The sequence below is a fragment of the Sphingomonas sp. Leaf257 genome (genome assembly GCF_001422185.1).
In the GTDB taxonomy this organism is placed as follows: domain Bacteria; phylum Pseudomonadota; class Alphaproteobacteria; order Sphingomonadales; family Sphingomonadaceae; genus Sphingomonas; species Sphingomonas yabuuchiae.
Genome location: NZ_LMMH01000033.1, coordinates 151,688 through 174,824, shown reverse-complemented (window position 1 = coordinate 174,824; position 23,137 = coordinate 151,688). Strand labels below are relative to the sequence as shown.

18 protein-coding genes and 3 pseudogenes are annotated in these 23,137 nt (G+C 66.4%); 9 read left to right on the top strand and 12 right to left on the bottom strand.

Annotated elements, in window-relative coordinates; genetic code table 11:
• Positions 1-36 precede the first annotated feature (36 nt).
• The 6 genes and pseudogenes from alr to ASF14_RS15195 form a co-directional block, all read right to left on the bottom strand.
• On the bottom strand, positions 37-1,062 hold the full coding sequence (alr, locus tag ASF14_RS15220) for an alanine racemase (protein ID WP_056436834.1): 1,026 nt from the start codon (positions 1,060-1,062) through the stop codon (positions 37-39).
• 94 nt (positions 1,063-1,156) lie between these two features.
• Complete coding sequence (mmsB, locus tag ASF14_RS15215; protein WP_056436831.1) at positions 1,157-2,032, bottom strand: 3-hydroxyisobutyrate dehydrogenase; 876 nt, start codon at positions 2,030-2,032, stop codon at positions 1,157-1,159.
• A 146-nt stretch (positions 2,033-2,178) separates the two neighbouring features.
• Positions 2,179-2,955, bottom strand: a complete 777-nt coding sequence (locus ASF14_RS15210; RefSeq protein ID WP_056436829.1) for an enoyl-CoA hydratase — start codon at positions 2,953-2,955, stop codon at positions 2,179-2,181.
• A gap of 13 nt (positions 2,956-2,968) precedes the next feature.
• On the bottom strand, positions 2,969-4,018 hold the full coding sequence (locus ASF14_RS15205) for an enoyl-CoA hydratase/isomerase family protein (protein ID WP_056436825.1): 1,050 nt from the start codon (positions 4,016-4,018) through the stop codon (positions 2,969-2,971).
• A gap of 116 nt (positions 4,019-4,134) precedes the next feature.
• A complete protein-coding gene (locus tag ASF14_RS15200) occupies positions 4,135-5,277 on the bottom strand; it encodes an acyl-CoA dehydrogenase family protein (protein WP_056436822.1) in 1,143 nt (380 codons plus the stop codon).
• A gap of 126 nt (positions 5,278-5,403) precedes the next feature.
• Positions 5,404-6,309: pseudogene (locus tag ASF14_RS15195) on the bottom strand (aldehyde dehydrogenase family protein); the annotation flags it as partial.
• 94 nt (positions 6,310-6,403) lie between these two features.
• On the opposite strand from ASF14_RS15195, the gene ASF14_RS15190 reads away from it, so the two are divergent.
• The 4 genes and pseudogenes from ASF14_RS15190 to ASF14_RS15180 form a co-directional block, all read left to right on the top strand.
• Positions 6,404-7,759, top strand: a complete 1,356-nt coding sequence (locus tag ASF14_RS15190; RefSeq protein WP_006473457.1) for an IS1380-like element IS1247 family transposase — start codon at positions 6,404-6,406, stop codon at positions 7,757-7,759.
• 344 nt (positions 7,760-8,103) lie between these two features.
• Positions 8,104-8,433, top strand: coding sequence for a DMT family transporter (locus ASF14_RS22340; protein ID WP_056436819.1), 330 nt, complete (start codon positions 8,104-8,106; stop codon positions 8,431-8,433).
• A gap of 107 nt (positions 8,434-8,540) precedes the next feature.
• Positions 8,541-9,032, top strand: coding sequence for a DUF4148 domain-containing protein (locus tag ASF14_RS21935; protein WP_168371540.1), 492 nt, complete (start codon positions 8,541-8,543; stop codon positions 9,030-9,032).
• Positions 8,977-9,447, top strand: a pseudogene (locus ASF14_RS15180) (transposase); the annotation flags it as partial. The gene ASF14_RS21935 and the pseudogene ASF14_RS15180, both read left to right, overlap by 56 nt.
• Here the strand turns inward: ASF14_RS15180 and ASF14_RS15175 are convergent.
• Both ASF14_RS15175 and ASF14_RS15170 read right to left on the bottom strand, forming a co-directional pair.
• Positions 9,441-10,064, bottom strand: a pseudogene (locus ASF14_RS15175) (aldehyde dehydrogenase family protein); the annotation flags it as partial. The pseudogenes ASF14_RS15180 and ASF14_RS15175 overlap by 7 nt on opposite strands.
• A 113-nt stretch (positions 10,065-10,177) precedes the next feature.
• Complete coding sequence (locus tag ASF14_RS15170) at positions 10,178-10,813, bottom strand: YoaK family protein (protein ID WP_056436817.1); 636 nt, start codon at positions 10,811-10,813, stop codon at positions 10,178-10,180.
• Between ASF14_RS15170 and ASF14_RS15165 the strand changes: the two genes are divergently transcribed.
• Entirely contained in the window at positions 10,812-11,081 is a 270-nt protein-coding gene (locus ASF14_RS15165) for a hypothetical protein (RefSeq protein ID WP_156361225.1), read from the top strand. The two genes, ASF14_RS15170 and ASF14_RS15165, sit on opposite strands and share 2 nt — an antisense overlap.
• A 19-nt stretch (positions 11,082-11,100) precedes the next feature.
• Here the strand turns inward: ASF14_RS15165 and ASF14_RS21615 are convergent, their stop codons facing one another.
• Positions 11,101-11,256, bottom strand: a complete 156-nt coding sequence (locus ASF14_RS21615) for a hypothetical protein (RefSeq protein WP_156361224.1) — start codon at positions 11,254-11,256, stop codon at positions 11,101-11,103.
• A gap of 260 nt (positions 11,257-11,516) precedes the next feature.
• Between ASF14_RS21615 and ASF14_RS15160 the strand changes: the two genes are divergently transcribed.
• From ASF14_RS15160 to ASF14_RS15150, 3 genes are read left to right on the top strand one after another with little or no spacing between them, the layout of a single operon-like run.
• Entirely contained in the window at positions 11,517-12,779 is a 1,263-nt protein-coding gene (locus ASF14_RS15160) for an efflux RND transporter periplasmic adaptor subunit (protein ID WP_056436810.1), read from the top strand.
• The gene (locus tag ASF14_RS15155) at positions 12,779-15,973 is read left to right on the top strand and encodes an efflux RND transporter permease subunit (protein ID WP_056436807.1); all 3,195 of its coding nucleotides are present in this window, start codon (positions 12,779-12,781) and stop codon (positions 15,971-15,973) included. Before ASF14_RS15160 ends, ASF14_RS15155 begins: the two co-directional genes overlap by 1 nt.
• Entirely contained in the window at positions 15,970-17,391 is a 1,422-nt protein-coding gene (locus ASF14_RS15150) for an efflux transporter outer membrane subunit (protein ID WP_056436805.1), read from the top strand. The genes ASF14_RS15155 and ASF14_RS15150 overlap by 4 nt, the downstream gene beginning before the upstream one ends.
• Positions 17,392-17,763: 372 nt before the next feature.
• Here ASF14_RS15150 and ASF14_RS15145 read toward each other — a convergent pair whose 3' ends face one another.
• Positions 17,764-18,777 carry an inorganic phosphate transporter gene (locus tag ASF14_RS15145; RefSeq protein WP_056436801.1) on the bottom strand — a complete coding sequence of 338 codons (1,014 nt, stop codon included), beginning with the start codon at positions 18,775-18,777 and terminating at the stop codon, positions 17,764-17,766.
• Positions 18,778-18,787: 10 nt separating this feature from the next.
• Positions 18,788-19,432 (bottom strand): DUF47 domain-containing protein, encoded by a 645-nt coding sequence (locus ASF14_RS15140; RefSeq protein WP_042483828.1) that lies wholly within the window; start codon positions 19,430-19,432, stop codon positions 18,788-18,790.
• A gap of 368 nt (positions 19,433-19,800) precedes the next feature.
• On the opposite strand from ASF14_RS15140, the gene ASF14_RS15135 reads away from it, so the two are divergent.
• A complete protein-coding gene (locus tag ASF14_RS15135) occupies positions 19,801-22,158 on the top strand; it encodes a TonB-dependent receptor (protein WP_056436798.1) in 2,358 nt (785 codons plus the stop codon).
• Between the two features lie 178 nt (positions 22,159-22,336).
• Here the strand turns inward: ASF14_RS15135 and ASF14_RS15130 are convergent, their stop codons facing one another.
• Positions 22,337-23,017 carry an HPP family protein gene (locus ASF14_RS15130; protein WP_056436795.1) on the bottom strand — a complete coding sequence of 227 codons (681 nt, stop codon included), beginning with the start codon at positions 23,015-23,017 and terminating at the stop codon, positions 22,337-22,339.
• Positions 23,018-23,137: the final 120 nt, after the last annotated feature.

Here is a 23,137-nt window from a genome sequence, read left to right as displayed (position 1 = left end):
GACCTGGGGCCGCCTCGTGAGAGGCGGCCCCTTTTTCTAACGAGAAAAACGCTGGCCCAGGCCGGTCAGCAGCTCATATTGCGACACGCCCGACGCGGCGGAAGCAGCGGCCAGGTCATAGTCCATGGCCAGCCAATCGCCTTCGGCCAGGTCGGGGCGCGTGGTCACGTCGACCGCCAGCAGGTCCATCGACACCCGGCCCAGCACGCGCAGCCTTTCCCCATCGGCCACCGCCGCCCCAAGGTCGGACAGCGCGCGGCGATAGCCGTCGGCATAGCCCAGATTGAGGATCGCCACCTCGGTATCGGCGGGCGCGGTCCAGGTGGCGTTATAGCCGACCGTCTCGCCCGCAGGCACATGGCGGCGCTGAAGGATCTGTGCTTCGGGCCAGGCGACCTGGCGGAGGTGCCCCGCCATGTCGGGGCGCGGCAGGCCGCCGTACAGGGCCAGTCCCGGCCGGGTCAGATCGAAATGATAATCCGCGCCCAGCCCGATTCCGGCCGAGTTGGCGAGGCTCATGCGTCGTGCGCCGGTGCGGCCCTTCAGGCTGGCAAAGGCCTCGCGCTGCTGCCCGTTCATCGCGACATCCTCATCGGCGCAGGCGAGATGGCTGATAAGCGTCTCGATCGTTAGTCCGTCGAGCAGGCCGTCCCGCACCGCCTGCACCGACACACCGAGCCGGTTCATGCCGGTATCGACCATCACGTCGCACACGCCACCGCCGCTGTCGCGCCAACGGGCGATCTGGTCCGGCGTGCTCAGCACCGGGCGGGCGAACCCGGCTTTCGCGGCGGGCAGGTCCTCGGCGCGCAAGCCGTGCAGGACCGACAGCGTGACGCCCAGCGAGGCCAAGCCTTGCGCCTCGGCCCAGTTGGCGACGAAGAAATCGCGGCATCCGGCCTTGGCCAGCGTCTCGGCGACCAGCCCCGCGCCCAGGCCATAACCGTTGGCCTTCACCGCCGCGCCGCACGCCGCCGTCCCGCTCAACCGGTCGAGCGCCTGCCAGTTGGAAACGAGCGCATCGCGGTCAACACGCAGGCGGAGGGGAGCGGGTATTTCCATCACCCTCCGGGCTTTAGGCCGCATTGGTCAGGGGGAAAAGGCGCGATGGGCTTTTCCTTGGCCCCAGCCCATTCAGCCTGAGCGAAGACGGGGTTTAGCGGAGGGTGCGGATGATCCCCGAAAAGTCCACCGGCGGCTGCCCCTCTCCCACGAACGCTGCGTAAAGTTCTGCCGCCCGCTCGCCCATCGGCGTGGTCGCGCCCGCATCCTGCGCCGCCTGCATCGCCAATTTCAGGTCCTTCAGCATCAGCGCCGCCGCGAAGCCGCCCTGATAGTCATGATCGGCGGGCGTCTCCGGGCCGACGCCGGGGACGGGGCAATATTTGGTCATCGACCAGCTCTGCCCCGACGAGACCGAAGCGATGTCGTAAAAGGTCTGCGCCTCCAGCCCCAGCTTCTCGGCCAGCACGAACGCCTCGCAGGTCGCGATCATCGTCGCGCCAAGCAGCATGTTGTTGCAGATCTTGGCCGCCTGTCCCGCGCCGTTGCCGCCCGCATGGATCACCGCCTGGCCCATGGCGGACAGGAACGGCTCGGCGCGGGCAAAGGCCTGTTCCGAACCACCGACCATGAAGGTCAGCGTCCCCGCCTTGGCGGCCGCAATTCCGCCCGACACGGGCGCGTCGACCGCCATCATGCCCTTGCCCTGTGCCGCCTCCGCGACGCGGCGCGCGGTGGCGACGTCGATGGTCGAGCAATCGATCAGAATCGCGGACGGAGGTGCGGCGGCGAAGACGGCGTCGGCATAGACACGCTCGACATGGGTTCCGGCGGGCAGCATGGTCACGACCGCCTCGACGCCCTCCATCGCCGCCACGGCGCTGTCGACCGGCAGGCACCCGGCCGCCTTGGCCGCCGCCAGCGCGTCCGCCGACAGGTCGAAGGCGCGGACGTCATGCCCCGCCTTTGCGAGGTTGGCGGCCATCCCGCCGCCCATATTGCCCAAGCCGATAAAAGCGATCCGCGCCATGATGCTCTCCTAATTTATTATTTTTCTTCTGCTCCCCTCCCGCAGGCGGGAGGGACCGGGGGAGGGCAAGGCCGCGAGCGATGGTCTCGGTGAGACTCCTTGCCCTCCCCCATCCCCTCCCGTTTACGGGAGGGGCGTGAGACTCATCAGCGATTGGTCCAGTTGGGGCTGCGCTTCTCGACGAAGGCAGCCATGCCTTCCTTCTGGTCGGCCGAGCCGAACAGGCCGTGGAAGAGCCGCCGCTCGAACTGCACACCCTGCGCCAGCCCCATATCGAAGGCGGCGTTGACCATCTCCTTGTTGGCCTTGACCGCGATCGGCGCCATGCCCGCGATCGTCGCGGCGGTCCTCAGCGCCTCATCCACCAGATCGGCCGCGGGGACGATGCGCGCGACGAGGCCCGAACGCTCGGCTTCCTCGGCGTCCATCATCCGGCCCGTCAGGCACATCTCCATCGCCTTGGCCTTGCCGACCGCATGGGCCAGCCGCTGAGAGCCGCCCATGCCCGGCGTCACGCCCAGCTTGATCTCGGGCTGGCCGAACTTGGCGGTGTCGGCGGCGAGGATGAAGTCGCACATCATCGCCAGCTCGCAGCCACCGCCCAGCGCATAGCCCGCGACCGCTGCGATGATGGGTTTGCGTGTGCGGGTGAAGTCGTCCCAGCCGGTGAAATGGTTGCCGCCATACATAGCGGCGAAGTCCATCTCCTGCATTTCCTTGATGTCGGCTCCGGCCGCAAAGGCCTTGGGGCTGCCGGTGATGACGGCGCAGCGCTGTTCGGGATCGGCGTCATAGGCGCGCATCACGTCGAGCAGTTCGGACAGCAGTTCGGCATTGAGCGCGTTCAGCGCCTGCGGCCGGTTGAGCGTCACCAGGGTCACCGCCTCGCGGCGCTCGACGATCAGGGTGTTATAGTCGGTCATACGGGCGTCCTTCTCAGCGGTCGTCGGGTGTCCAGGCCTGCCCCTCGGGCATGGGTGCGAAGATATGGTCGATCATCGTGTCGGTCACGCCCTCCGGCGTGGCGGGGTCCCAGCGCGGCGCATTGTCCTTGTCGACGATCAGCGCGCGGACGCCCTCGACGAAATCGGGGCGTTGCACCACGCGGGAGGCGATGCCGTATTCCCGGCGCATCTCGTCGGCGAAGTCGGTGGCCAACCTCCCCTCGCGCAGCAGACGCAGCGACACCTTGCAGGATTGGGGCGATTTTGTGCGCAGCACGGCGAGTTGCTGCGCCGCCCATTCGCCGCCATCCGCTTCCAGCGTGGCGATGATCTCTTCCAGCGTATCGGGTGCGAAAAGCCGGTCGATTTCGGCGGCATCGGCAATGATTTTTGCGTCGGGCGCGGGCGTAGAGAGCCGGTCGAGCGTCGCGGCGATGTCCTGCGGCGCGGCGATGATCCCAGCCTTGACCTCGTCCAGCGTGGAAGACGACAGATAATGGGTGGCCAGCCCCAAGGCGTATGCCTCCGCCCCGTCGAGCCGGTGACCGGTCAGCGCCAGATACTCGCCCATCCGCCCCGGCAGGCGCGAGAGATACCAGCCGCCGCCGACATCGGGGAACAGGCCGATGCCCGTCTCGGGCATGGCGAACCGGGTGTTCTCGGTTGCGATCCGGAAGCGGGCAGGGGCGGAAATGCCGACGCCGCCGCCCATGGTGATGCCGTCCATGAAGGCGACGATCGGCTTGGCATAGGTGAACAGCCGGTGGTTCATCCGGTATTCGCTGTGGAAGAAGCCCCGCGCCGCCTCGCCGTCGCCCGCACCGCTTTCCGCCAGCAGGCGAATGTCACCGCCCGCGCAAAAGCCGCGCCCCTCGGCATGGTCGATGATCACCGCCTCCACCGACAGATCGCCGCGCCAGTCTTCCAGCGCGGCCAGCACGCCTTCGCACATCTCGCGGGTCAGCGCGTGGATCGCCTTGGGCCGGTTGAGCCGCAGCCGCCCCACCGGGCCTTCGCGAGTGACGATCAGATCCTGGGTCATGTCTTTCCTTAACCCCTTCCCGTTCCCCGGCGAAGGCCGGGGCCCAGTTGTGGTAACGTATGAGGCGCGCCACCGGCTGCTTAGAAACTGGACCCCGGCCTTCGCCGGGGAACAGCTTAGTCTTTGAGCAAATCCCGACCAACGATCATCCGCATCACCTGGTTGGTGCCCTCCAGGATCGAATGCACGCGCAGATCGCGCCAGAAGCGCTCGATCGGATAGTCCATCAGATAGCCATAGCCGCCATGCAACTGGAGCGCGCGGTCGACCACCGACGATCCGGTATCGGTCGCCAGCCGCTTGGCCATCGCCGCAAAGCGCGTCTTGTCCGGCGCATTGTCCGTCACCTTGGCGGCAGCGAGATAGAGCAGCGCGCGCGCCGCCTCCAGCTCGGTCGCCATGTCAGCAAGGGTGAACTGCGTATTCTGGAACTCGGCGATCGCCTTGCCGAACTGGCGGCGGTCCTTCACATAGGCGACGGACTCGTCCAGGCAGCGTTGCGCGCCCCCCAGCGAGCAGGCGCCGATGTTCAGCCGCCCGCCGTCCAGCCCCATCATCGCGATGCGGAAGCCCTCGCCCTCCGCGCCAAGCCGGTTGGCGACCGGCACGCGGACATTGTCGAACATCACCTGCCGCGTCGGCTGCGAATGCCAGCCCAGCTTGCGCTCGTTCGTGCCGAAGGAGACGCCGGGTGTATCCTTGTCGATCACCAGGCAGGAAATGCCCTTCGGCCCGTCCTCTCCGGTGCGGACCATGGTGACATAGACCTCGTTCTCGCCGCCGCCCGAAATGAACTGCTTCGAGCCGGAGACGACATAATGGTCGCCGTCACGCACCGCGCGGGTCTTCAGCGCGGCGGCGTCCGAGCCCGAACTCGGCTCGGTCAGGCAATAGCTCGCCATGCGCTCCATGGTGACGAGGTCGGGCAGGTAACGGCCCTTCACATCCGCATCGCCGAATCGGTCGATCATCCACGACGCCATATTGTGGATCGAGATGAAGGCGCTGGTCGAGGGACAGCCATAGGCCATCGCCTCCATGATCAGCGCCGCCTCCAGCCGCCCGAGCGCGATGCCGCCGGACTCTTCGGACACGTAGATCGCGGCGAAGCCGAGTTCGGCGGCTTCCTTGATCGTGTCGCGGGGGAAGATGTGCTTCTCGTCCCATTCGCCTGCGAACGGCGTGATGCGGTCGGCGGTGAAGCGGCGCGCCAGTTCCTGGATCTCGCGCTGCTCGTCGGTGAGGTCGAATTGGGTCATTTTGCTTCCACTTCTGAAGCCCCTCCCGCAGGCGGGAGGGGTTTGGGGAGGGCAAGGAGTCTCACCGAGACCGCCGCCTGTGGCTTTCCCTCCCCCATCCCCCCCGTAAACGGGAGGGGCGTGCTGTTACGCCATCGTCGGGATTACGAAAGCATTGCCGCCATCGGGCGAGCCATCCGGCCAGCGCTGCGTCACCGTCTTCACCTTGGTCCAGAAGCGGACGCCCTCCATGCCGTGCTGGTTCACGTCGCCGAACGCGGACCGCTTCCAGCCGCCGAAGCTGTGATACGCCACCGGCACCGGGATCGGCACGTTGATGCCGACCATGCCCACCTCGACGCGCGCCGCGAACTCGCGCGCGGCGTGGCCGTTGCGGGTGAAGATGGCGACGCCGTTGCCGTATTGATGCTCGCTCGGCAGGCGGACCGCCGTCTCGAAATCGGGGGCACGGACGATCTGGAGGACCGGGCCGAAGATTTCCTCCTTGTAGCTCTGCATGGCGGGCGTCACCCGGTCGAACAGCGACGGGCCGATGAAGAAGCCTTCCTCATAACCCTGCAACTGGAAGCCGCGGCCATCGACGACCAGCTCGGCGCCTTCGTCGACGCCGGTCTGAATCCAGTCCTCGACCCGCTTCTTGTGCGCGGCATTCACCACCGGCCCGTAATGCGCCTGGTCGTCGGTCGACACACCGACCCGAAGCGCATCGATCGCCGGGATCAGCTTTTCGCGTAAGCGGTCCGCCGTCTTGTCACCGACCGGCACCACGACCGGCAGCGCCATGCACCGCTCCCCCGCCGAGCCGAAGGCCGCGCCCGACAAATCGGCGACCACCTGGTCCAGATCGGCGTCGGGCATGACGATGCCGTGGTTCTTGGCGCCCCCCATCGCCTGGACGCGCTTGCCCGCCTCGACGCCGCGCCGGTACACGTAATGCGCGATGTCGGACGAGCCGACGAAGCTGACCGCGCTGATCGCCGGATGGTCGAGGATCGCGTCGACCATCGCCTTGTCGCCGTGCACGACCTGAAGCCCACATTTCCCAAGTAAGGCGCTGATTTCGCTGTCCTGACCATTATATTTCCTATATAAAACATGGTGTTGAAGGCTGCGAGGGGCGCGTTTCATGGATCACCCAGAGGGTGCGGGCTTGCAACGGGCAGATCGGGTGGATTTCGACCCTCGCGTGCGGCTGGAATTTCGCGGCACGCAGCTCAGTTCCGACGGCGGCCTTCTGGTGATGCGCGAGCTTGATGACGCGCTCGGGTTGTCCGATTTGGCGTCAGCGGCGCTGCGCGATACTCGCTCTGGCAAGAACACGGTCCATCGGCTCGACGGCCTGTTCCGGCAATCAGTCTTTGGGCGGCTGGCCGGATACGAGGATGTCAACGACGCCAACCGTCTCGCCTGCGATCCGGTCATGCGCCAAGTTGTCGGCGGCAGAGCGGTCGATGCACAAGCGGCCTCGGCATCGCAGATGGGACGGTTCGAGACCGAGACGCTGGCTCTGGCCGGGAACCGTGCCGCGCTGGCCGACCTGAACGGGCAATGGATCGACCGGTTCCATGACCGTAACGGGCTGAAGTACATCGTTCTGGACATGGACAGCTCGGTCAGCCCGACCCATGGCGACCAGGAAGGGTCCGCCTGGAATGGCCATTTCGACTGTAGCTGCTATCACCCCAACTTTCTGTTCAACCAGTTCGGGATGCTGGAACGCTGCGCCCTGCGCCATGGCAACGTCCACAGCGCCGATGGCTGGCGTGATGTTCTCGACCCCGTCATTGCGCGCTACGCGGAGCGCGACCTTGGTGGCAGGTTCTTCCGGGCCGATGCTGCCTACGCGATCCCGGCGATCTATGAGCGATTGGAAGAAGCGCGGTTCTTCTACGCCATCCGGCTGCCCGCAAACGCGGTCCTCAAGGACAAGATCGCGCATCGGCTAACGCGCCCTGTCGGGCGGCCGTCACTGACCAAGGTCAAGCGGTTCTTCGAGGAATTCGAGTATCAGGCGGCGTCCTGGGACAAGGAACGCCGGGTGATCGCCAAGATCGAATGGCATCCGGGCGAACTGTTCCCGCGTGTCGGCTTCATCGTCACCAACCTGCCGATGGAGCCGGACTGGGTGGTGCGGTTCTACAACCAGCGCGGCACCGCCGAGCAGCACATCAAAGAGGGCAAATACGCCTTTCGCTGGACGCGGCTGTCGTGCCGGAAGTTCCGCGACAATGAGGTGCGGCTGCAACTGCACGCCCTGGCGTACAACCTGGCCACCTTCTTGCGCTGCATCGAGCTGCCCGAGGCCATGGCCGACTGGTCGTTGACCAGCCTGCAACTGAAGCTGATCAAGATCGGGGCACGTGTGGTCCGTCACGCCCGCACCATCACCTTCCAGCTGGCCGAGGTCGCTGTCACCGGCACGATGGTACGCGCCATCCTCGCCGCTATCCGCCGATTGCGAGCGCCACCGCTATGCGCATGATCGCGATCCACGCTCAAACTGAACGAAAGCGGCTGGACAGATCTGTCCGCTGCGCTGAAAAACGCCGCCCCTGGGCAAGGAAACAGCGGCTTCGCGGTCTGATCCGTCCAGATCCAGCAGTCTGCGCGACCGCAGGTGCCGCTTGCGGCAGAAAATCCTTGTCTAGCGCTCGGATACAGGCGATCTTCACCTCAAACGCCACGCCACTTGGGGAATGCAGGGTAACTCCTGCGCCCGTGGGACGGGTTCTTCGAAGCCGCGGCGTCGACCAACCTCGTACGGGGGAAGAGCGCTGGTCCGTCCGGCTGGATGCATGCCCCCGAGATGAATCGGAGAAGCATCCCGTGCAGTATATTTACCTCATCATTGCAATCGTCGGTGAAGTGGCAGGCACGTCTTTCCTCAAGCAGAGCGAGGGCTTCACAAAGCCCGTTCCCTCGCTGGCGACGGCTGCGGGCTACATCGTCGCCTTCTATTTTCTTTCCCTGGCGCTCCGCTCCATTCCCACCGGCATCGCCTACGCCATTTGGTCGGCGGTGGGCGTCGTGCTCATCACGGCGGTTGCATGGCTGTTCCATGGCCAGAAACTCGACACTCCCGCTATTGTCGGCATGGGCTTCATCGTGACCGGAGTGATCATCATGAACGGATTCTCCTCCTCCGTTGCGCATTGAGGCAAGGCCGGTTTCACCCTGGTCGAGATTGCGGCTGGCCATACTCCCTTCTTGTGCAGACTAACGCCGTTAGTAGAGCGTAGCGCCGGAGCGACCCGGAGGGACTGATGAAATCGTTGAGGATAGCCCTGGTGGCGTCAGCATGCCTGGTCGCCGCTACTGCAAGCGCGCAGCCCGGCCAGGTCGGGGCGCAGGCGACCTCCGGCCAGCCGCTTCCTCGGACGCCGTGGGGCGACCCCGATTTGCGCGGCACCTGGCCGCTCCAGAACATCAACGATGCGCGAATACGGCTTGAGCGGCCGACGGAATTTGGCACGCGCGAGCGGCTCACCGATGAGGAGTTCGCCGCGCGAGTGCAAGCTGCCGAGCAGTCGGACGCGCATTTCTCGGTCGAATTGGGCGGCGGAGGAACGGTCGGTTTGGCCGGGTGGCTTCGTTCCTCGGCGATGGGACGCCGCAGCTCGCTGCTGATCGAGCCCATCGACGGTCGGCTTCCGCCTCTTACGGAGGCTGCCAAGGAATTGTATGCCAAGGGGCGATCCACTCTACTGCGCCAGTTACCCTGCCGCGCCGGCGGCGGTGACGCTGGATATCGATGACACCTGTGATGTTGTTCATGGCTATCAGCAGCTCTCCTTCTGGAACGGGCATCATGGCGAGCGCTGCTTCCTGCCGATCCATGTCTACGACACTGCCACCGGCCGACCGGTGGCGATGCTACTGCGCACCGGCAAGACACCGTCGGGCGCCGAAGCTGCCGGCCACATCCGGCGCCTGGTGCGCCATCTGCGCCGGCACTGGCCCGAAACGCACATCACCATCCGCGGCGACGGGCACTATGGCCGACCCGAGGTCATGGCCTTTTGCGAGCCGGCCGGCGTCGATTACGTGTTCGGCCTGCCAACCAACGCCGCGCTGCGTGCTGATCCCGAAATCGTCGCTGCCGCTGATGCCTGCGCGGTTAAGCGGGCTCAGCGCCAATACCCGGTCCTGCGCAACTATGCCGAGACCCGCTGAAGGATGCCCTCGGGCGCACCCGCTTCGCGCATCAGTTCGGCCAGGCGCACGGGGACCGAGGGGTCGCGCTCGGACGGCTTCAGGATGAAGGCGTTGCCGCAGGCGATGGCGACGCCGAACATCCACATCGGGATCATCGCGGGGAAGTTGAACGGCGTGATCCCCGCCCCGATGCCCAGCGGCATGCGCATCGAATAGACGTCGATGCCCGGCCCCGCCCCTTGCGTATATTCGCCCTTCAGCGCGTGGGGGATACCGCAGGCGAACTCGATCACCTCCAGCCCGCGCTGGATGTCGCCCTTCGCGTCGGCGATCACCTTGCCATGTTCGGAGGAGAGCAGATGCGCCAGCGCATCCATATTCTGCTCGACCAGTTCCTTGAAGCGGAACATCACCCGCGCCCGGCGCTGCGGATTGGTTGCGGCCCAGCCCGGCTGCGCGGCTTGGGCGGCGGCCACGGCGCGTTCGAGCAGCGCGGCATCGCCCAGCATCACACGGGCCTGAACCTGGCCGCTATTGGGGTCGAAGACATCACCCAGACGACCCTCGGGACGGGTTCCGGCGGCGTCGGTCGCGGTCTGTCCGCCGGCAACCAGATGGTCGATCACGCGCATAAGCTCTCCTGTTTCGGGTCTGATGCCCGACTCTTTCGCTTGTAATTATATTGCTCTCGCGTGAAATCCAAGTCGGGTCGACCAAAAAGGCGGCGAGCCCGTGTCCGCGTGCGTCAGACCGCCGGACAGAGCCGCCAGGCCGCCCCCGCCGCGATCAGTGCGCCCGCCACCGCCGCCGCCAGCGAGGCCAGTCCCCAGAGCGGAAAGGCCAGCGCCCCCAGACCGGCACCGACCAGAAATCCGGACCAGAGCAGCAGATAGAGCAACCAGCCCCAACGCTCCCGCCCCGCGACGGTGTGCGCCAGATGCTGGCCGATCTTGACCAGCGTGCCGGTCATATAGGTGACGCCGATGCTGACCTCGCCATCGCGCTCGAAGGTGGCGTTGGTCGCCCCCATCGCCAGCACCATGGCGGGCGCGGTCCATCCGCCCAGTAGCGCGACGCCGCTCAGCAGCAAGGCGACCAGCAGCAGCACTGCGACCTGCCCGATGCGCGGCAGCGCCAGTCGGATCAGCGTACCGACCAGCACGCCCGCGACGAACAGCGCCAACAGCATCGCCAATATCGCGACCGCACCCGCCAAGGGTCCGTGCGGTGCGGCCAACCGGACCGCGAGCATCGTGCCGTTGCCGCTCATGAAGGAAACGAAATAGCCGCCAAGCTGCTGAAATCCGATCGCATCGACATAACCGGAGAGCAGGGCCAGCCAGATGGCCAGCGGCCAGGATCGGCGATCGGATCGGATCATGACGGGCAGCTATATCGCAGCGGTCCGGGCGGGACCAAAGGATATTGCGGCGCGTGAAGGGATCGGATCGGAAGCAGATGCGTTGGCGCGGTTCGGAGCATGGGGAGACGGCATGGCGGGTGCGCTGGTGGAAATCTGGTTGACCGTGTCGGCGCTGTCTTCGCTGGTCATCATCATGATGGCGCTGGGTCACAGTGACATGCGTCGCGAAAAGCGTCTGCGCCCACGGGCCATTCCCCGTCGTCGCGTCCGTCGTACCTCCCCCTGACGCACGCGACGCAAATCGATCAGAACATGTGAAGCAGCCGGTCGAGCAGGCCGGGCTTGCGGGTACGCATCGCCATGTACCGGGCGCGATCCTCGGCCGCACGACGATAGAGCGCGTCCAGACGCTGCTCGCGCGGCATGTCAGAAATCCGTGGCGGCGGCATGTGACTGGCCATCTTATACCCTCCCTTATGTCGAGCCGTTTGTTTTCAACGACGAACCGTGACTTTTGTTCCTGACGGGTGACAGGGCGGTCATATCGACAAGCCTCCAGCCAAGGTCTTGAAATCAGGCGCTTCGGGCAATTTTCGTGGATTTTCGGACGATCCGGCCGCGCCTGATCATGAACGTCTCGTAAGGAACCCGTAAGGGCCGGGTCAGAGGGCGGCCCCTATCGGCCAGGCTAATATCTGCCTTCTTGCGCCGAAAGAGCCCGATGCACGTCAACCCCGCCGACGCAACGCTACCCGAGACCCGCCGCCTGTCCTCCGCGCAGCAATGGCGCTGGGTCGGCATCGCCGCCGCCGTCCTGATTGGGGCGCTGGTCCTGTTCACGGTCATCGGCAAGCTGACGCACAAGGAAGAGACGCCCCCCGCCCCGCCGCCGCCGGGCACGCTGCGCCTGTCGAAGGACCAGCTGGCGGCGATGCCGACGATGCGCGTCGGGCTGGGCGCGTCGGGCGACCAGACGATGGCGACCGGCGCGATCACCGTCGATGCGACCCGCTCGACCCCGGTGCTGATGCCCTATGCCGGTCAGGTGGTGCGCGTGCTGGCCGATGCGGGCCAGACGGTGCGCCAGGGCCAGCCGCTGTTGCTGATCAAGACCAGCGATTTCGTCGATGCCCGCTCGGGCCTGTTCTCGGCGCGCGCGGCCTACCAGAATGCGCAGGCGCAGCTGGTCGCGGCGCAGCGCAACGCCGACCGCCAGCAGCAAATCTATGAGACCGCCGGTGGCGCGCTGAAGGATTATCAGCAGGCCAAGGCCGATCTCGCCGCCGCGCAGGCGACTGCGCGCACCGCCGCCGCCTCGCTGGGTGCCGCGCGTGACAAGCTGGCGATTCTCGGCAAGTCGCAGGGCGAGATCAACCGGCTGGAGAATGCGGGCCAGGGCTTGGGCATTCACGACATCACCACGCTGGTCGCCCCGATCAGCGGCGTCGTCGCCTCGCGCGATGTCGCGCCGGGCCAATATGTCTCGCAGGGCGGCGACAAGCCGGTGATGACCATCACCGACCCCTCGCGCGTCTGGCTGGTCGCGCAGGTGGCCGAGAGCGATGCCGAGAATGTCCGCGTCGGCGATCCGGTCGAAGTGACGACGCCTGCCGTGCCCGGCCGCGTCTTCCACGCCACCATCGATCTGGTCGGTGCCGCGCTCGACCCGCAGACCCACCGCCTGCCCGTCCGCGCCTCCATCCCCAACCCGGACAAGGCGCTGAAGCCGCAGATGTTCGCCAGCTTCGCGATCAAGCATCTGAACGCGGGCGAGGCGATCCGCGTACCCGCCGCCGCCGTCATCCATGAAGGCGACAATGCCCGTGTCTGGATCATGCGCCCCGACGGCCTGCTGGTCGCGCGCGATGTGCAGACCGGCGACTCGGCGAACGGCCTGGTCACCATCACCTCCGGCCTGAAGCCGGGCGAGAAGATCGTCACCTCGGGCGCGCTGTTCGTCAACGAAGCGGGGATCGGCGAATAATGAACCGCATCGTCGACTTTGCGCTGCGTCAGCGACTGCTGATCGTCGGCCTGTTCTTCGCGATGATCGTCGCTGGCGTCATCGGCTTCATCAACCTCAACATCGAAGCCTATCCCGATCCCGTCCCGCCGATGGTCGAGGTCATCACCCAGACCCAAGGCCTGTCCGCCGAGGAGATGGAGCGCAACGTCACCATCCCGATCGAGGTACAGATGGCGGGCATCCCACATCTGACCGCGATCCGCGCGATCAGCCTGTTCGGCCTGTCGGACATCAAGATCCAGTTCACCTACGACTATACCAACGAGCAGGCGCGCCAGCAGGTCATCAACCGCCTGTCGCAGCTGCCGCCGCTGGCCGGTGGCGCGCAGCCGACGCTGTCGCCGACCTCGCCGGTGGGCGAAATCTATCGCTATCGCATCTCTGCGCCCAAGGGCTATTCGGTGATGGACCTGAAAACGCTGCAGGACTGGGTGCTCCAGCGCCGGTTCAAGCGGATTCCGGGCGTGATCGACGTGACGGGCTGGGGCGGCAAGCTGCGCGCCTATGACGTGGTGATCGACCAGAACCGGCTGAACGCCCACGGCGTCACCGTGGCGCAGGTGCTGGCGGCGCTGTCCAAGAGCGACGGCAATGTCGGCGGCCAGACGATCAACTTCGGCGAACAGGCCGCGATCGTGCGCGGCATCGGCCTGATCCAGTCGCCCGACGCGATCCAGAACGTGCTGGTCGGCGAGGCGGGCGGTGCGCCCGTGCTGATCAAGGACGTGGCGACCGTCAAGGTCGGCAACGCGCCGCGCATGGGCATTGCCGGGTACAATAACGACGACGACATCGTGCAGGGCATCGTCCTGATGCAGCGCGGCGCCCAGTCGATGCCGACGATCAAGGCCGTGCAGGCCGAGGTCGCCAACATCAACGACAGCGGCGTGCTGCCCCCCGGCGTCCATCTGGAGCGGATCTACGACCGCTCCGACCTGATCAACCTGACCATCCATACCGTCATGGAAAACATGGTGGTCGGCATCCTCCTGATCTTCGCGCTCCAGTGGCTGTTCCTCGGCAATCTGCGCTCGGCGATCATCGTGGCGGCGACCATCCCCTTCGCGCTGGCCTTCGCCATCCTGATCCTGGTGCTCCAGGGGGAAAGTGCGAACCTGCTGTCGGTGGGTGCGCTGGACTTCGGCCTCGTCGTCGATGCCTGCGTCATCATGGTGGAGAATATCTTCCGCCACATGGTCGAACGCTCCGCCGCCGTGGAGAACGGTCAGGGCCGCTACACCCTGGCCAGCCGCTTCGGCGCGGTGCTGGGCGCCTCCAGCGAGGTCAGCCGCGGCATCTTCTTCGCCGCCGCGATCATCATCGCCAGCTTCCTGCCGCTGTTCACCCTGACCGGGGTGGAAGGCCACATCTTCGGCCCGATGGCCAAGACCTATGCCTATGCGATCAGCGGCGGCCTGCTGGCGACCTTCACCGTCGCGCCGGTGCTCTCGACGCTGCTGCTGCCGGACAAGCTGGCCGAAACCGAAACCTTCATCGTCGGCAAGCTGCGTGCGGTCTATGAACCCGCCGCATCCTTCGCGCTGCGCAACAAGGTCGTGACGCTCGGCGGCGCGGCATTGATGATGGTCCTGGCAGTCGTCGGCGTGCGCTCGCTCGGCATCGAGTTCCTGCCGCACCTCGAAGAAGGAAACATGTACATCCGCGCCACCCTCCCCTCCTCGATCAGCCTGGAGGCGGGCGAGAAGGTGACCAACGAGGTGCGCAAGATCATCGCCAGCTATCCGGAGACCACGGCGGTCCTGTCCGCCCATGGCCGCCCGGACGACGGCACCGACGCGACCGGCTTCTTCAATGTCGAGTTCTTCGTGCCGCTCAAGCCCTTCGACACCTGGCCGAGCGGTATGACCAAGGAGAAGCTGATCGACGAACTGTCGACCCGGCTCGCCAAGAAATATCCCGGCGTCGACTTCTCCTTCTCGCAGATCATCGAGGACAATGTCGAGGAAGCCGCCTCGGGCGTGAAGGGTGCCAATTCGATCAAGCTGTTCGGCCCCGATCTGGTCACGCTGGAAAAGCTGGCCAACCAGATCAAGGCGCAGATGGCCAAGGTGAAGGGCATCGAGGATCTCGGCGTGTTCGAAATCCTGGGCCAGCCGACCGTGCGGATCGACGTCGATCGCGCCAAGGCCGCCCGCTATGGCCTGACGCCCGACGACATCAACCAGACGGTGGCCGCCGCCATCGGTGGCCAGTCGTCCGCCGACCTGTACGAACCCGGCACCGACCGCCACTTCCCGATCATCGTGCGGTTGCAGCCGACCCAGCGCGACTCGCTGGAATCGGTGCGCAACATCACCATCGGCGCGCCGTCGCCCGACGGCAACGGGACTATCCAGGTGCCCCTGTCCGAGGTCGCCAACGTCAAGCTGACCAGCGGCGCCTCGTTCATCTATCGCGAGCATCAGGAGCGCTACGTGCCGATCAAATTCTCGGTGCGGGGCCGCGATCTGGGCGGCGCGGTCGAGGAAGCGCGCGCGCGGATCAACCAGAATGTCCAGCTGCCGCCGGGCTATCATCTGGAATGGGCGGGCGAGCTCGACAACCTGAAGAACGCGATCGCCCGTCTGGAGATCGTGGTGCCGATCAGCCTCGTGCTCATCCTGCTGCTGCTCTATGCGAATTTCGGCTCGATGCGCGACAGCCTGCTCGCCTTCTCGGCGATCCCGATGGCGGTCGTGGGCGGCGTGCTGGCGCTGGCCCTGACCGGCACGGCGTTCAGCATCTCGGCGGCGATCGGCTTCGTGGCCTTGTTCGGCATCGCGGTGATGGACGGCATCCTCGTCGTCACCACCTTCAACAACGCCATCGACGAAGGCGCCCCGCGCGAAAATGCGCTGGCCACCACCGTCAAGAACAGCCTGCGCCCCGTCGTCATGACCTGTCTGGTCGCCGCGATCGGCCTGCTGCCCGCCGCCCTCTCGCACGGGATCGGCAGCCAGGTGCAGAAGCCCCTCGCGCTGGTCGTGGTCGGCGGCATGACGCTCGCGCCCGTGCTGATCCTGCTGGTCCTGCCGGTGCTGATCAGCCGCTATTCGACCCGCCTGCCGCTGTCGCAGCGCAAGAAGAAGCATGATCCGATGGTCGACGACCAGGACGATACCACCACTCCTGAATCCGGGGTTCCGGCATGAAGCGTTTCCTGACCCTGCCGCTGCTCGCCTGCGTCTCGGCCTGCGCGGTCGGCCCGCATGACCTGGACGCGCATGCCAGCCTGCCGCCGCTGAGCCCGGCGCCGGTCATCGCTCCGGCGACCGGCCCGGCGCAGACCGTGTCGGCCAACGTCGCGCCCGAATGGTGGCACGCGTTCGGCAATGCCCAGCTCGACGCGCTGGTCGCCGAGGCACTGGCGCATAACAACGATGTGGGGGTCGCCGAAGCGTCTTTGCGGCAGGCACGGGAACAGGCGCGGGCGACGCGTGGCTCGTTGCTGTTTCCGCAGGGTAGCCTGAGCTATCAGGCGCAGCGCAATCGCGTGTCGGACTCGCTGTCTTCGGCGGTCGCGGATGAGAACCAGCTTCTCTACACACTGCATACCGCGCAGGTCAGCGTCTCCTACGACGTCGATGCGTTTGGCGGAAACCGGGCGCAGGTCCGCTCGGCCGTGGCGCGGGCCGAGGTCGAGCGGCATCAGCTGGATGCGGCGCGGATGACGGTGGCGGCGAACCTCGTCACCGCCCTGATCGAGCGGGCGAGCCTGGCCGAACAGGTCGCCGCCGCGCAGACCGCCGTGCAGGTGAACCGCGACATCCTGACCGCGCTGCAACAGCGTCAGCGGCTGGGCGCGGTCGGTGCCTCCGACGTGGCGACGCAGCACGCCGCGCTCGCCACTGCCGAGGGCGCCCTGCCCCCGCTGGTCCGCGCCGAAGCCGCCCAGCGCACCGTCATCGCGACGCTGATCGGCCGCCCGGCGGGTTCGGCGCTGCCGCCGCTGCCCGAACTGTCGCAGCTGACCCTGCCGACCGAACTGCCCGCGATCGTGCCGTCCGAGCTGGTCCATCGCCGCCCCGACGTGCTCGCCGCCGAAGCGCAGTTGCAGGGTGCCGGCGGCGATGTCGGCGCCGCCATCGCCGCCCGCCTGCCCAGCATTCAGCTGTCGGCCAATGCCGGTGGCTCGGCGCAGAATTTCGGCGACATGTTCAAGAGCGGCAATCCCTTCTGGGCGCTGCTCGGCGGCATTACCCAGCCGCTGTTCCACGCCAACGCGCTGCGCCACCAGCAAAAGGCGGCGGAGGCGGCGCTGGACGGGGCCAAGGCGCAATATCGCCAGGCGGTGCTCCAGGCGTTCGGCAATGTCGCGGACTCGCTGACCGGCCTGTCCACCGATGCTCAGGCGCTGGATGCGGCCCAACGGGCGAGCAACGCGGCGGGCCAGGCGCTGACCTTCGCGCGGCGGCAGCTGGCGCTTGGCGATGTGGGGACGCTGCAACTGCTGAATGCGACCGCGACGGACGCCCAGGCCCGGTCGCAGCTGATCCAGGCCAAGGCAGCGCGGATGACCGATACGGTCGCCCTGTTCCAGGCGGCCGGGGGGCCGGTTACGGGGTCGTGAGGCTTGAGGGGGTGGGCCGATCGAGGCTCGCCCCCTACCTCCATTGAGCCTGAGCGAAGTCGAAGGCCAAGGGATTTCGGTTCGCGCAGAGGCGCTGAGGACGCAGAGGTTGCGCTCCCCGCACCCCACTTAAATACTCATCTGTTCCCCGGCGAAGGCCGGGGCCCAGTTGCCATGTTGTTGAAAGTGTACGGCGCGGTTGCGTGGGAGGCCATGGCGGCCCGCTCTCGACGGCGCACCGCAACTGGATCCCGGCCTTCGCGGGAGTAGTCGTTCTGGCTTTGGGGCTGGGCCTTACCGCCCCCTTCGACACCGCTCAGGCCGAACGGCGGCAGGAAGAAAAAAGGGGAGGACCTTCGCCCTCCCCCTTGATCAGAACAACCGGGTCAGCAGGTAGAAGCCCGCCCCCATCACGGCGGAGGCCGGAATGGTGATGATCCAGGCGATCACCACGTTGCCCGCCACGCCCCAGCGCACCGCCGAGGCGCGCCGGGCGACGCCCGCGCCGATGATCGAGCCGGTGATGGTGTGCGTCGTCGACACCGGAATACCCAGCGCGGAAGCGCAGAAGATCACGATCGAGCCCGCCGTAGAGGCGCTGAACCCCTGATGCTGCGACAGCTTGGTGATGCGGCTGCCCATCGTCTCGATGATCTTCCAGCCGCCGGTCATCGTGCCCAGCGCCATGGCGACGTAGCAGGAGATGGCGACCCAGTGTGGCACCTCGAACGGGCCGGTCAGGCGGCCGGTCGAATAGAGGAGGACGGTGATGATCCCCATCGTCTTCTGCGCATCGTTCAGGCCGTGGCTGAGCGAATAGGCGGCCGACGAGACGAGGTGCAGGGCGCGGAAGCTGCGCTCCGCCCCGCCCGCCGTCGAGCGGCGTAAGCCCCAGCTGCTCAGCAGCATGACCAGCATCGCCAGCATCATGCCGAGCAGCGGCGACAGCACGATGGCGAGCAGCGTCTTGTTGAGACCGGCCCACTGGACCGCACCCATGCCCGCATGGGCGACGCCCGCACCGACCAGCCCACCGACCAGCGCATGGCTGCTCGACGACGGAATGCCGCGCAGCCAAGTGATGACGTTCCACGCCATCGCCCCGCCCAGCGCGCCGAAGATGACGGCGGGCGTCACCACGTCCTGGGCGATCAGGCCCTTGCCGACCGTCTCCGCCACCTTGTGCAGGCTGGGGAAGGCGACGGTCAGGAAATAGGCGGCGAAGTTGAAGAACGCCGCGAACACCACCGCCGCGACCGGCGACAGCAGCCGCGTCGCCACCACGGTCGCGATCGAATTGGCCGCGTCATGCAGGCCGTTGAGATAATCGAAGGCCAGCGCGACCAGGATCAGGCCGGCCAGCAGCGGAAAGGCGAGTTCGTGCATGATCCGCGCCTCAGGCGTGATCGATGACGATGCCGTCGATCTCGTCGGCGACATCCTCGAACGCGTCGAGGATGCGCTCCAGATGCTTGTACACTTCCTTTTCGATGACGAAGCGCAGCGTGTCGCGCTCGCCGCATTCGTCCAGCGTACGCTTCAGGCCTGCCGCATGAATCTCGTCGGCGCGACCTTCCAGCCGGACCAGCTCCTCGGTCAGCGCATGAAGGCGGTCGCCGTTGCGCGCGACGTCGCGCATCAGCGGCATCGCCTCGACGGTCAGCCGGGCCGCCTCGACCGCGACCGCCGCCATCTCGCGCATCTCGGGCGCGAAGTTGGTCAGCCGGTACAGGCCGATCGCGGTGGCCGCCGCGTTCATCTCGTCGATCGTATCGTCCAGCGAGCCGATCAGCGAGGTGATCGAGGCACGGTCGAACGGCGTCAGGAAGGTCGAGCGGACCGAGGTCAGCACCTGTCGCGTGATCTCGTCGGCGTCATGCTCGCGCGCGGCGACGACGGCGATCTCGTCGGCGGTGTGGCCCTGACTGTCGAACAGCCGAACGGTGGCTTCGGCCCCCGCAAGGATAGTGGCGGCTTGCGCCTCGAACAGCTCGAAGAAATTTCCCGTCTTCGGCAGGAGGCGTTGGAACCAGGCGAACATCAGTCGGTAAACCCCGATAGTGATCCGATAACGTGCACGTCTTCAGGCCATGACCGATCGGGCCACGACGCAACGCCGGACCGTGAAAGGGTCAAGAACCGAGGATGGCACGAACGCCGCCCCCCTGACCAGACGCACGCCCTCCGTCAAGCAAAACCGGGTTACAACTCTGTGACAACAGGGTCCAGAGCGGCCGCGCCATGGCGGTCGGGCCATGGCCGTGGCCGATCGTAAATTCATGAGCCATTGTGGTTTTTCCGCACCACCTCTGTCACGCGAGCGCCATAATGCGCCTCTAACCGCCCGCCCTACCGGGAGAATTTAATCAGTCGGGCGGCATGAACCGCCCGCCGGAGCGTGGGGACTATATGAAATCGGTTATCAAGACCGCGGCGCTGCTGGGCGCTGCGTGGGGAACGCTGGCGGCCGTGCCGGCCATGGCGCAAGCTGCCGCCGATCAGGGTACGGCCACGACCGCCGCAACGGACGAGCAGCAGGGCCTGGGCGACGTCGTCGTCACCGCCGAGCGTCGTTCGGAAAGCCTGAACCGCGTGCCGGTGTCGGTCGGCGTGGTCAGCGGGTCGAACCTGCGCACCTTCCAGCAGGGTGGTGAGGACATACTGGCGCTGTCGGGCCGCGTGCCCGGCCTGTATGCCGAGACGACCACCGGCCGTATCTTCCCGCGCTTCTACATTCGCGGTCTCGGCAATATCGACTTCTATCTGGGCGCGTCGCAGCCCGTATCGATCATCCAGGACGATGTGGTCCTGGAGCATGTCGCCTTGAAGTCGAACCCGATCTTCGACGTCGACCAGGTCGAGGTCCTGCGCGGGCCGCAGGGTTCGCTGTTCGGTCGCAACACGACCGCGGGTATCATCAAGTTCGACACGATCAAGCCGACGCAGAGCTTCCAGAGCCGCGCGACCGCCTCGATCGGCAGCTACAACACGATCAGCATGGATGCCGGTGTCGGCGGCCCGCTGATCCGCGACGTGCTGGCCTTCCGCCTGTCGGCGCTGGTACAGCACCGCGACAACTGGGTCGACAATAGCTATGCGGGCACCAGCCTGGACGGCACGCTGACCCCGAAGAACAACGCCATGGGCGGCTTCACCGAGCGCGACGTGCGCCTTCAGCTGCTCCTGACGCCGACCGATACGCTGTCGTTCAACCTGTCGGGCCATGCCCGCTGGTATGACGGTACTTCGACGCTGTTCCATCGCGGCGCGCTGAAGAAGGGTTCGCACGACGTATCGGCCGAACCGCGCGACCGCGTCGCCTATGACGAGGGTCAGGGCAATCCGCAGTCCTATGATACGCAAGGCGCCTCGCTGCGCGCCGCCTGGGATTTGGGGCCGGCCGAGCTGACCTCGATCACCGCCTATGAAACCACGGCCGGTTTCAGCAAGGGCGACACCGATGGCGGCGCGGCCGCGAACTTCCCGTTCAATGGCCAGCCCAACGGCTATGGCTTGAGCCAGGGGCAGGTCCGGGGTCTCGACCAGTGGACGCAGGAAGTCCGCCTGGCCTCGACCGGGACCGGCGCGTTCAAGTGGCAGGTCGGCGGCATCTATTTCGACAGCCGCGACGTCACCGACTTCTATCAGCGCCGCTTCTTCCTGCTGCCCGCCTATAATCCGGCGGCACCGGGCAACCCGAACACCAACAACCCGGACAACTGGGTCCGCCTGCACAACGTCAACACCTCATGGGGCGTGTTCGGGCAGGTCAGCTATCAGGCGACCGACCGCCTGACCCTGACCGCCGGTGGCCGGATCAGCGAGGACACCAAGCGCACCCAGCTGCTCAAGGCGCCGGGTCGTCCGGATAACGGCGTGCGCTATCTCGGTCGCCGTGACGTGCGCCTGTCGGACACCCAGCCCAGCTGGGATCTGTCGGCCATGTATGAGGTCAATCCGAACCTGAACGTCTATGTCCGCGCGGCACAGGGCTTCCGTGGCCCGACCATCCAGGGTCGCTCGGCGGTATTCAATTCGGACTTCACCACCGCGAACTCGGAAACCAACCTGTCGTTCGAGACCGGTTTCAAGTCGAAGCTGTTCGACAATACGCTGCGCCTGAACGCCGCCGCCTTTGCCTACCGCGTGAAGGGCATCCAGCTGAACGGCAATGACTCGGACGGCAATGGCGTCCTGTTCAACGCCGACAAGGCGGTCGCCTACGGCATGGAAGCCGATGCGCAATGGTTGCCGGTGCGCAACCTGGCGCTGTCAGCGGGTGTCAGCCTGCTGCACTCGGAAATCCGCGACAAGCGCGTGTTCGCCCAGACCTGCGGTCTGAACGGCGTGCAGGTCTGCACCGTGCTCGACCCATATGTCACCCGCACGGTGTTCGGCGCCCCCGCCTTCTTCGCGCAGATCGACGGCAACCCGCTGCCCAACGCGCCCGAGTATAACGTCAATCTGGCGGCCAAGTATGACATGCCGCTGGCGGATGGCGGCAAGGCGTTCATCGCGACCGACTGGAACCTGCAAGGGTACACGAACTTCGTCCTGTACCGGACCAAGGAGTTCACCTCGAACGGCAATTTCGAGGGCGGCCTGAGCATCGGCTATTCCGCGCCGAACGACGACTGGAGCCTGTCGGTCTTCGCCCGCAACATCACGAACGAGAAGAACCTCAAGGGCGTGATCGAGAATTATATGGCGGCCGTGTTCAACGAACCGCGCATCATCGGCGTGTCGTTCACCGGCAAGTATCGCTGATCGCCTCGATCATGTGATGGGAAAGGCCCGCCCCTCAGGCCGAGGGGCGGGCTTTTTCATGTGTGGCATGAGCCCAGCCGCCGGGTCCGGGCGTGCGCTTCGACTTCGCTCAGCGTGAACGGATGCTGGGCCTTGATCCCCCTCCGTTCAGCCTGAGCGAAGTCTAAGGCCACGCCCGTCACCCGCCACGTGCATTCCTACCCCTCGCCCGTGCATGGCGTTCGGCATGGGCGAGCAGCATATCCAGGTCCTCGCGCGCGATGTCGAAGCTCTCGTGCATATTCTCCAGCGCAGCGTCGATATCCTCCGGCCGGATGCGCGAGGCGTCGCCGACTGGCGGGGCGAGCGCGGGTTCGTGCGGATAGCTTCGCCCCGTCGCGCGGTGGAAGAACATGCCGAGCGCCACCAGCGCGATCGAGTTGATCGCGACCGGCGCAAAGGCGAAGGAAAAGCCCGCCGCATGAATACCCTGGCTCCCGATCACGGCGGTCAGCGCCGCCGCGCCGCCCGGCGGATGCAGGCAGCGCGCCAGCGACATGACCAGGATCGCACCCCCGACCGCGCATCCGGCTGCCAAGGGCAGCGACGGGATCGCCTGAAACATCGCTACCCCGACCAGCGTCGACAGGACATTGCCCCCGACCACCGACCAAGGCTGGGCCAGCGGACTGGCGGGCACGGCGAAGACGAGCACCGCCGAGGCCCCCAAGGGCGCGACGATGATCGGCAGGTCGGGACCGAGCGGCGGCAGGCCGCCACAGACAATGATGGTCAGCGCGATCCCGATGACCGCCCCGACACAGGCGAGCAGACGGCCGGACAGGGTTGCTCCGGCGAGCAAGGGTTGGAAAAAGCGCATGAAATCTTCGGCTGCTTCGGATGGAAAGGTTCGGGATTAGCCGCGGACCGCACGCCTGGCCACCGTCAACAACGTAATGCGATACCCGCGAAACTTGGCGCGAAGCCCCTCCTCCCGGCG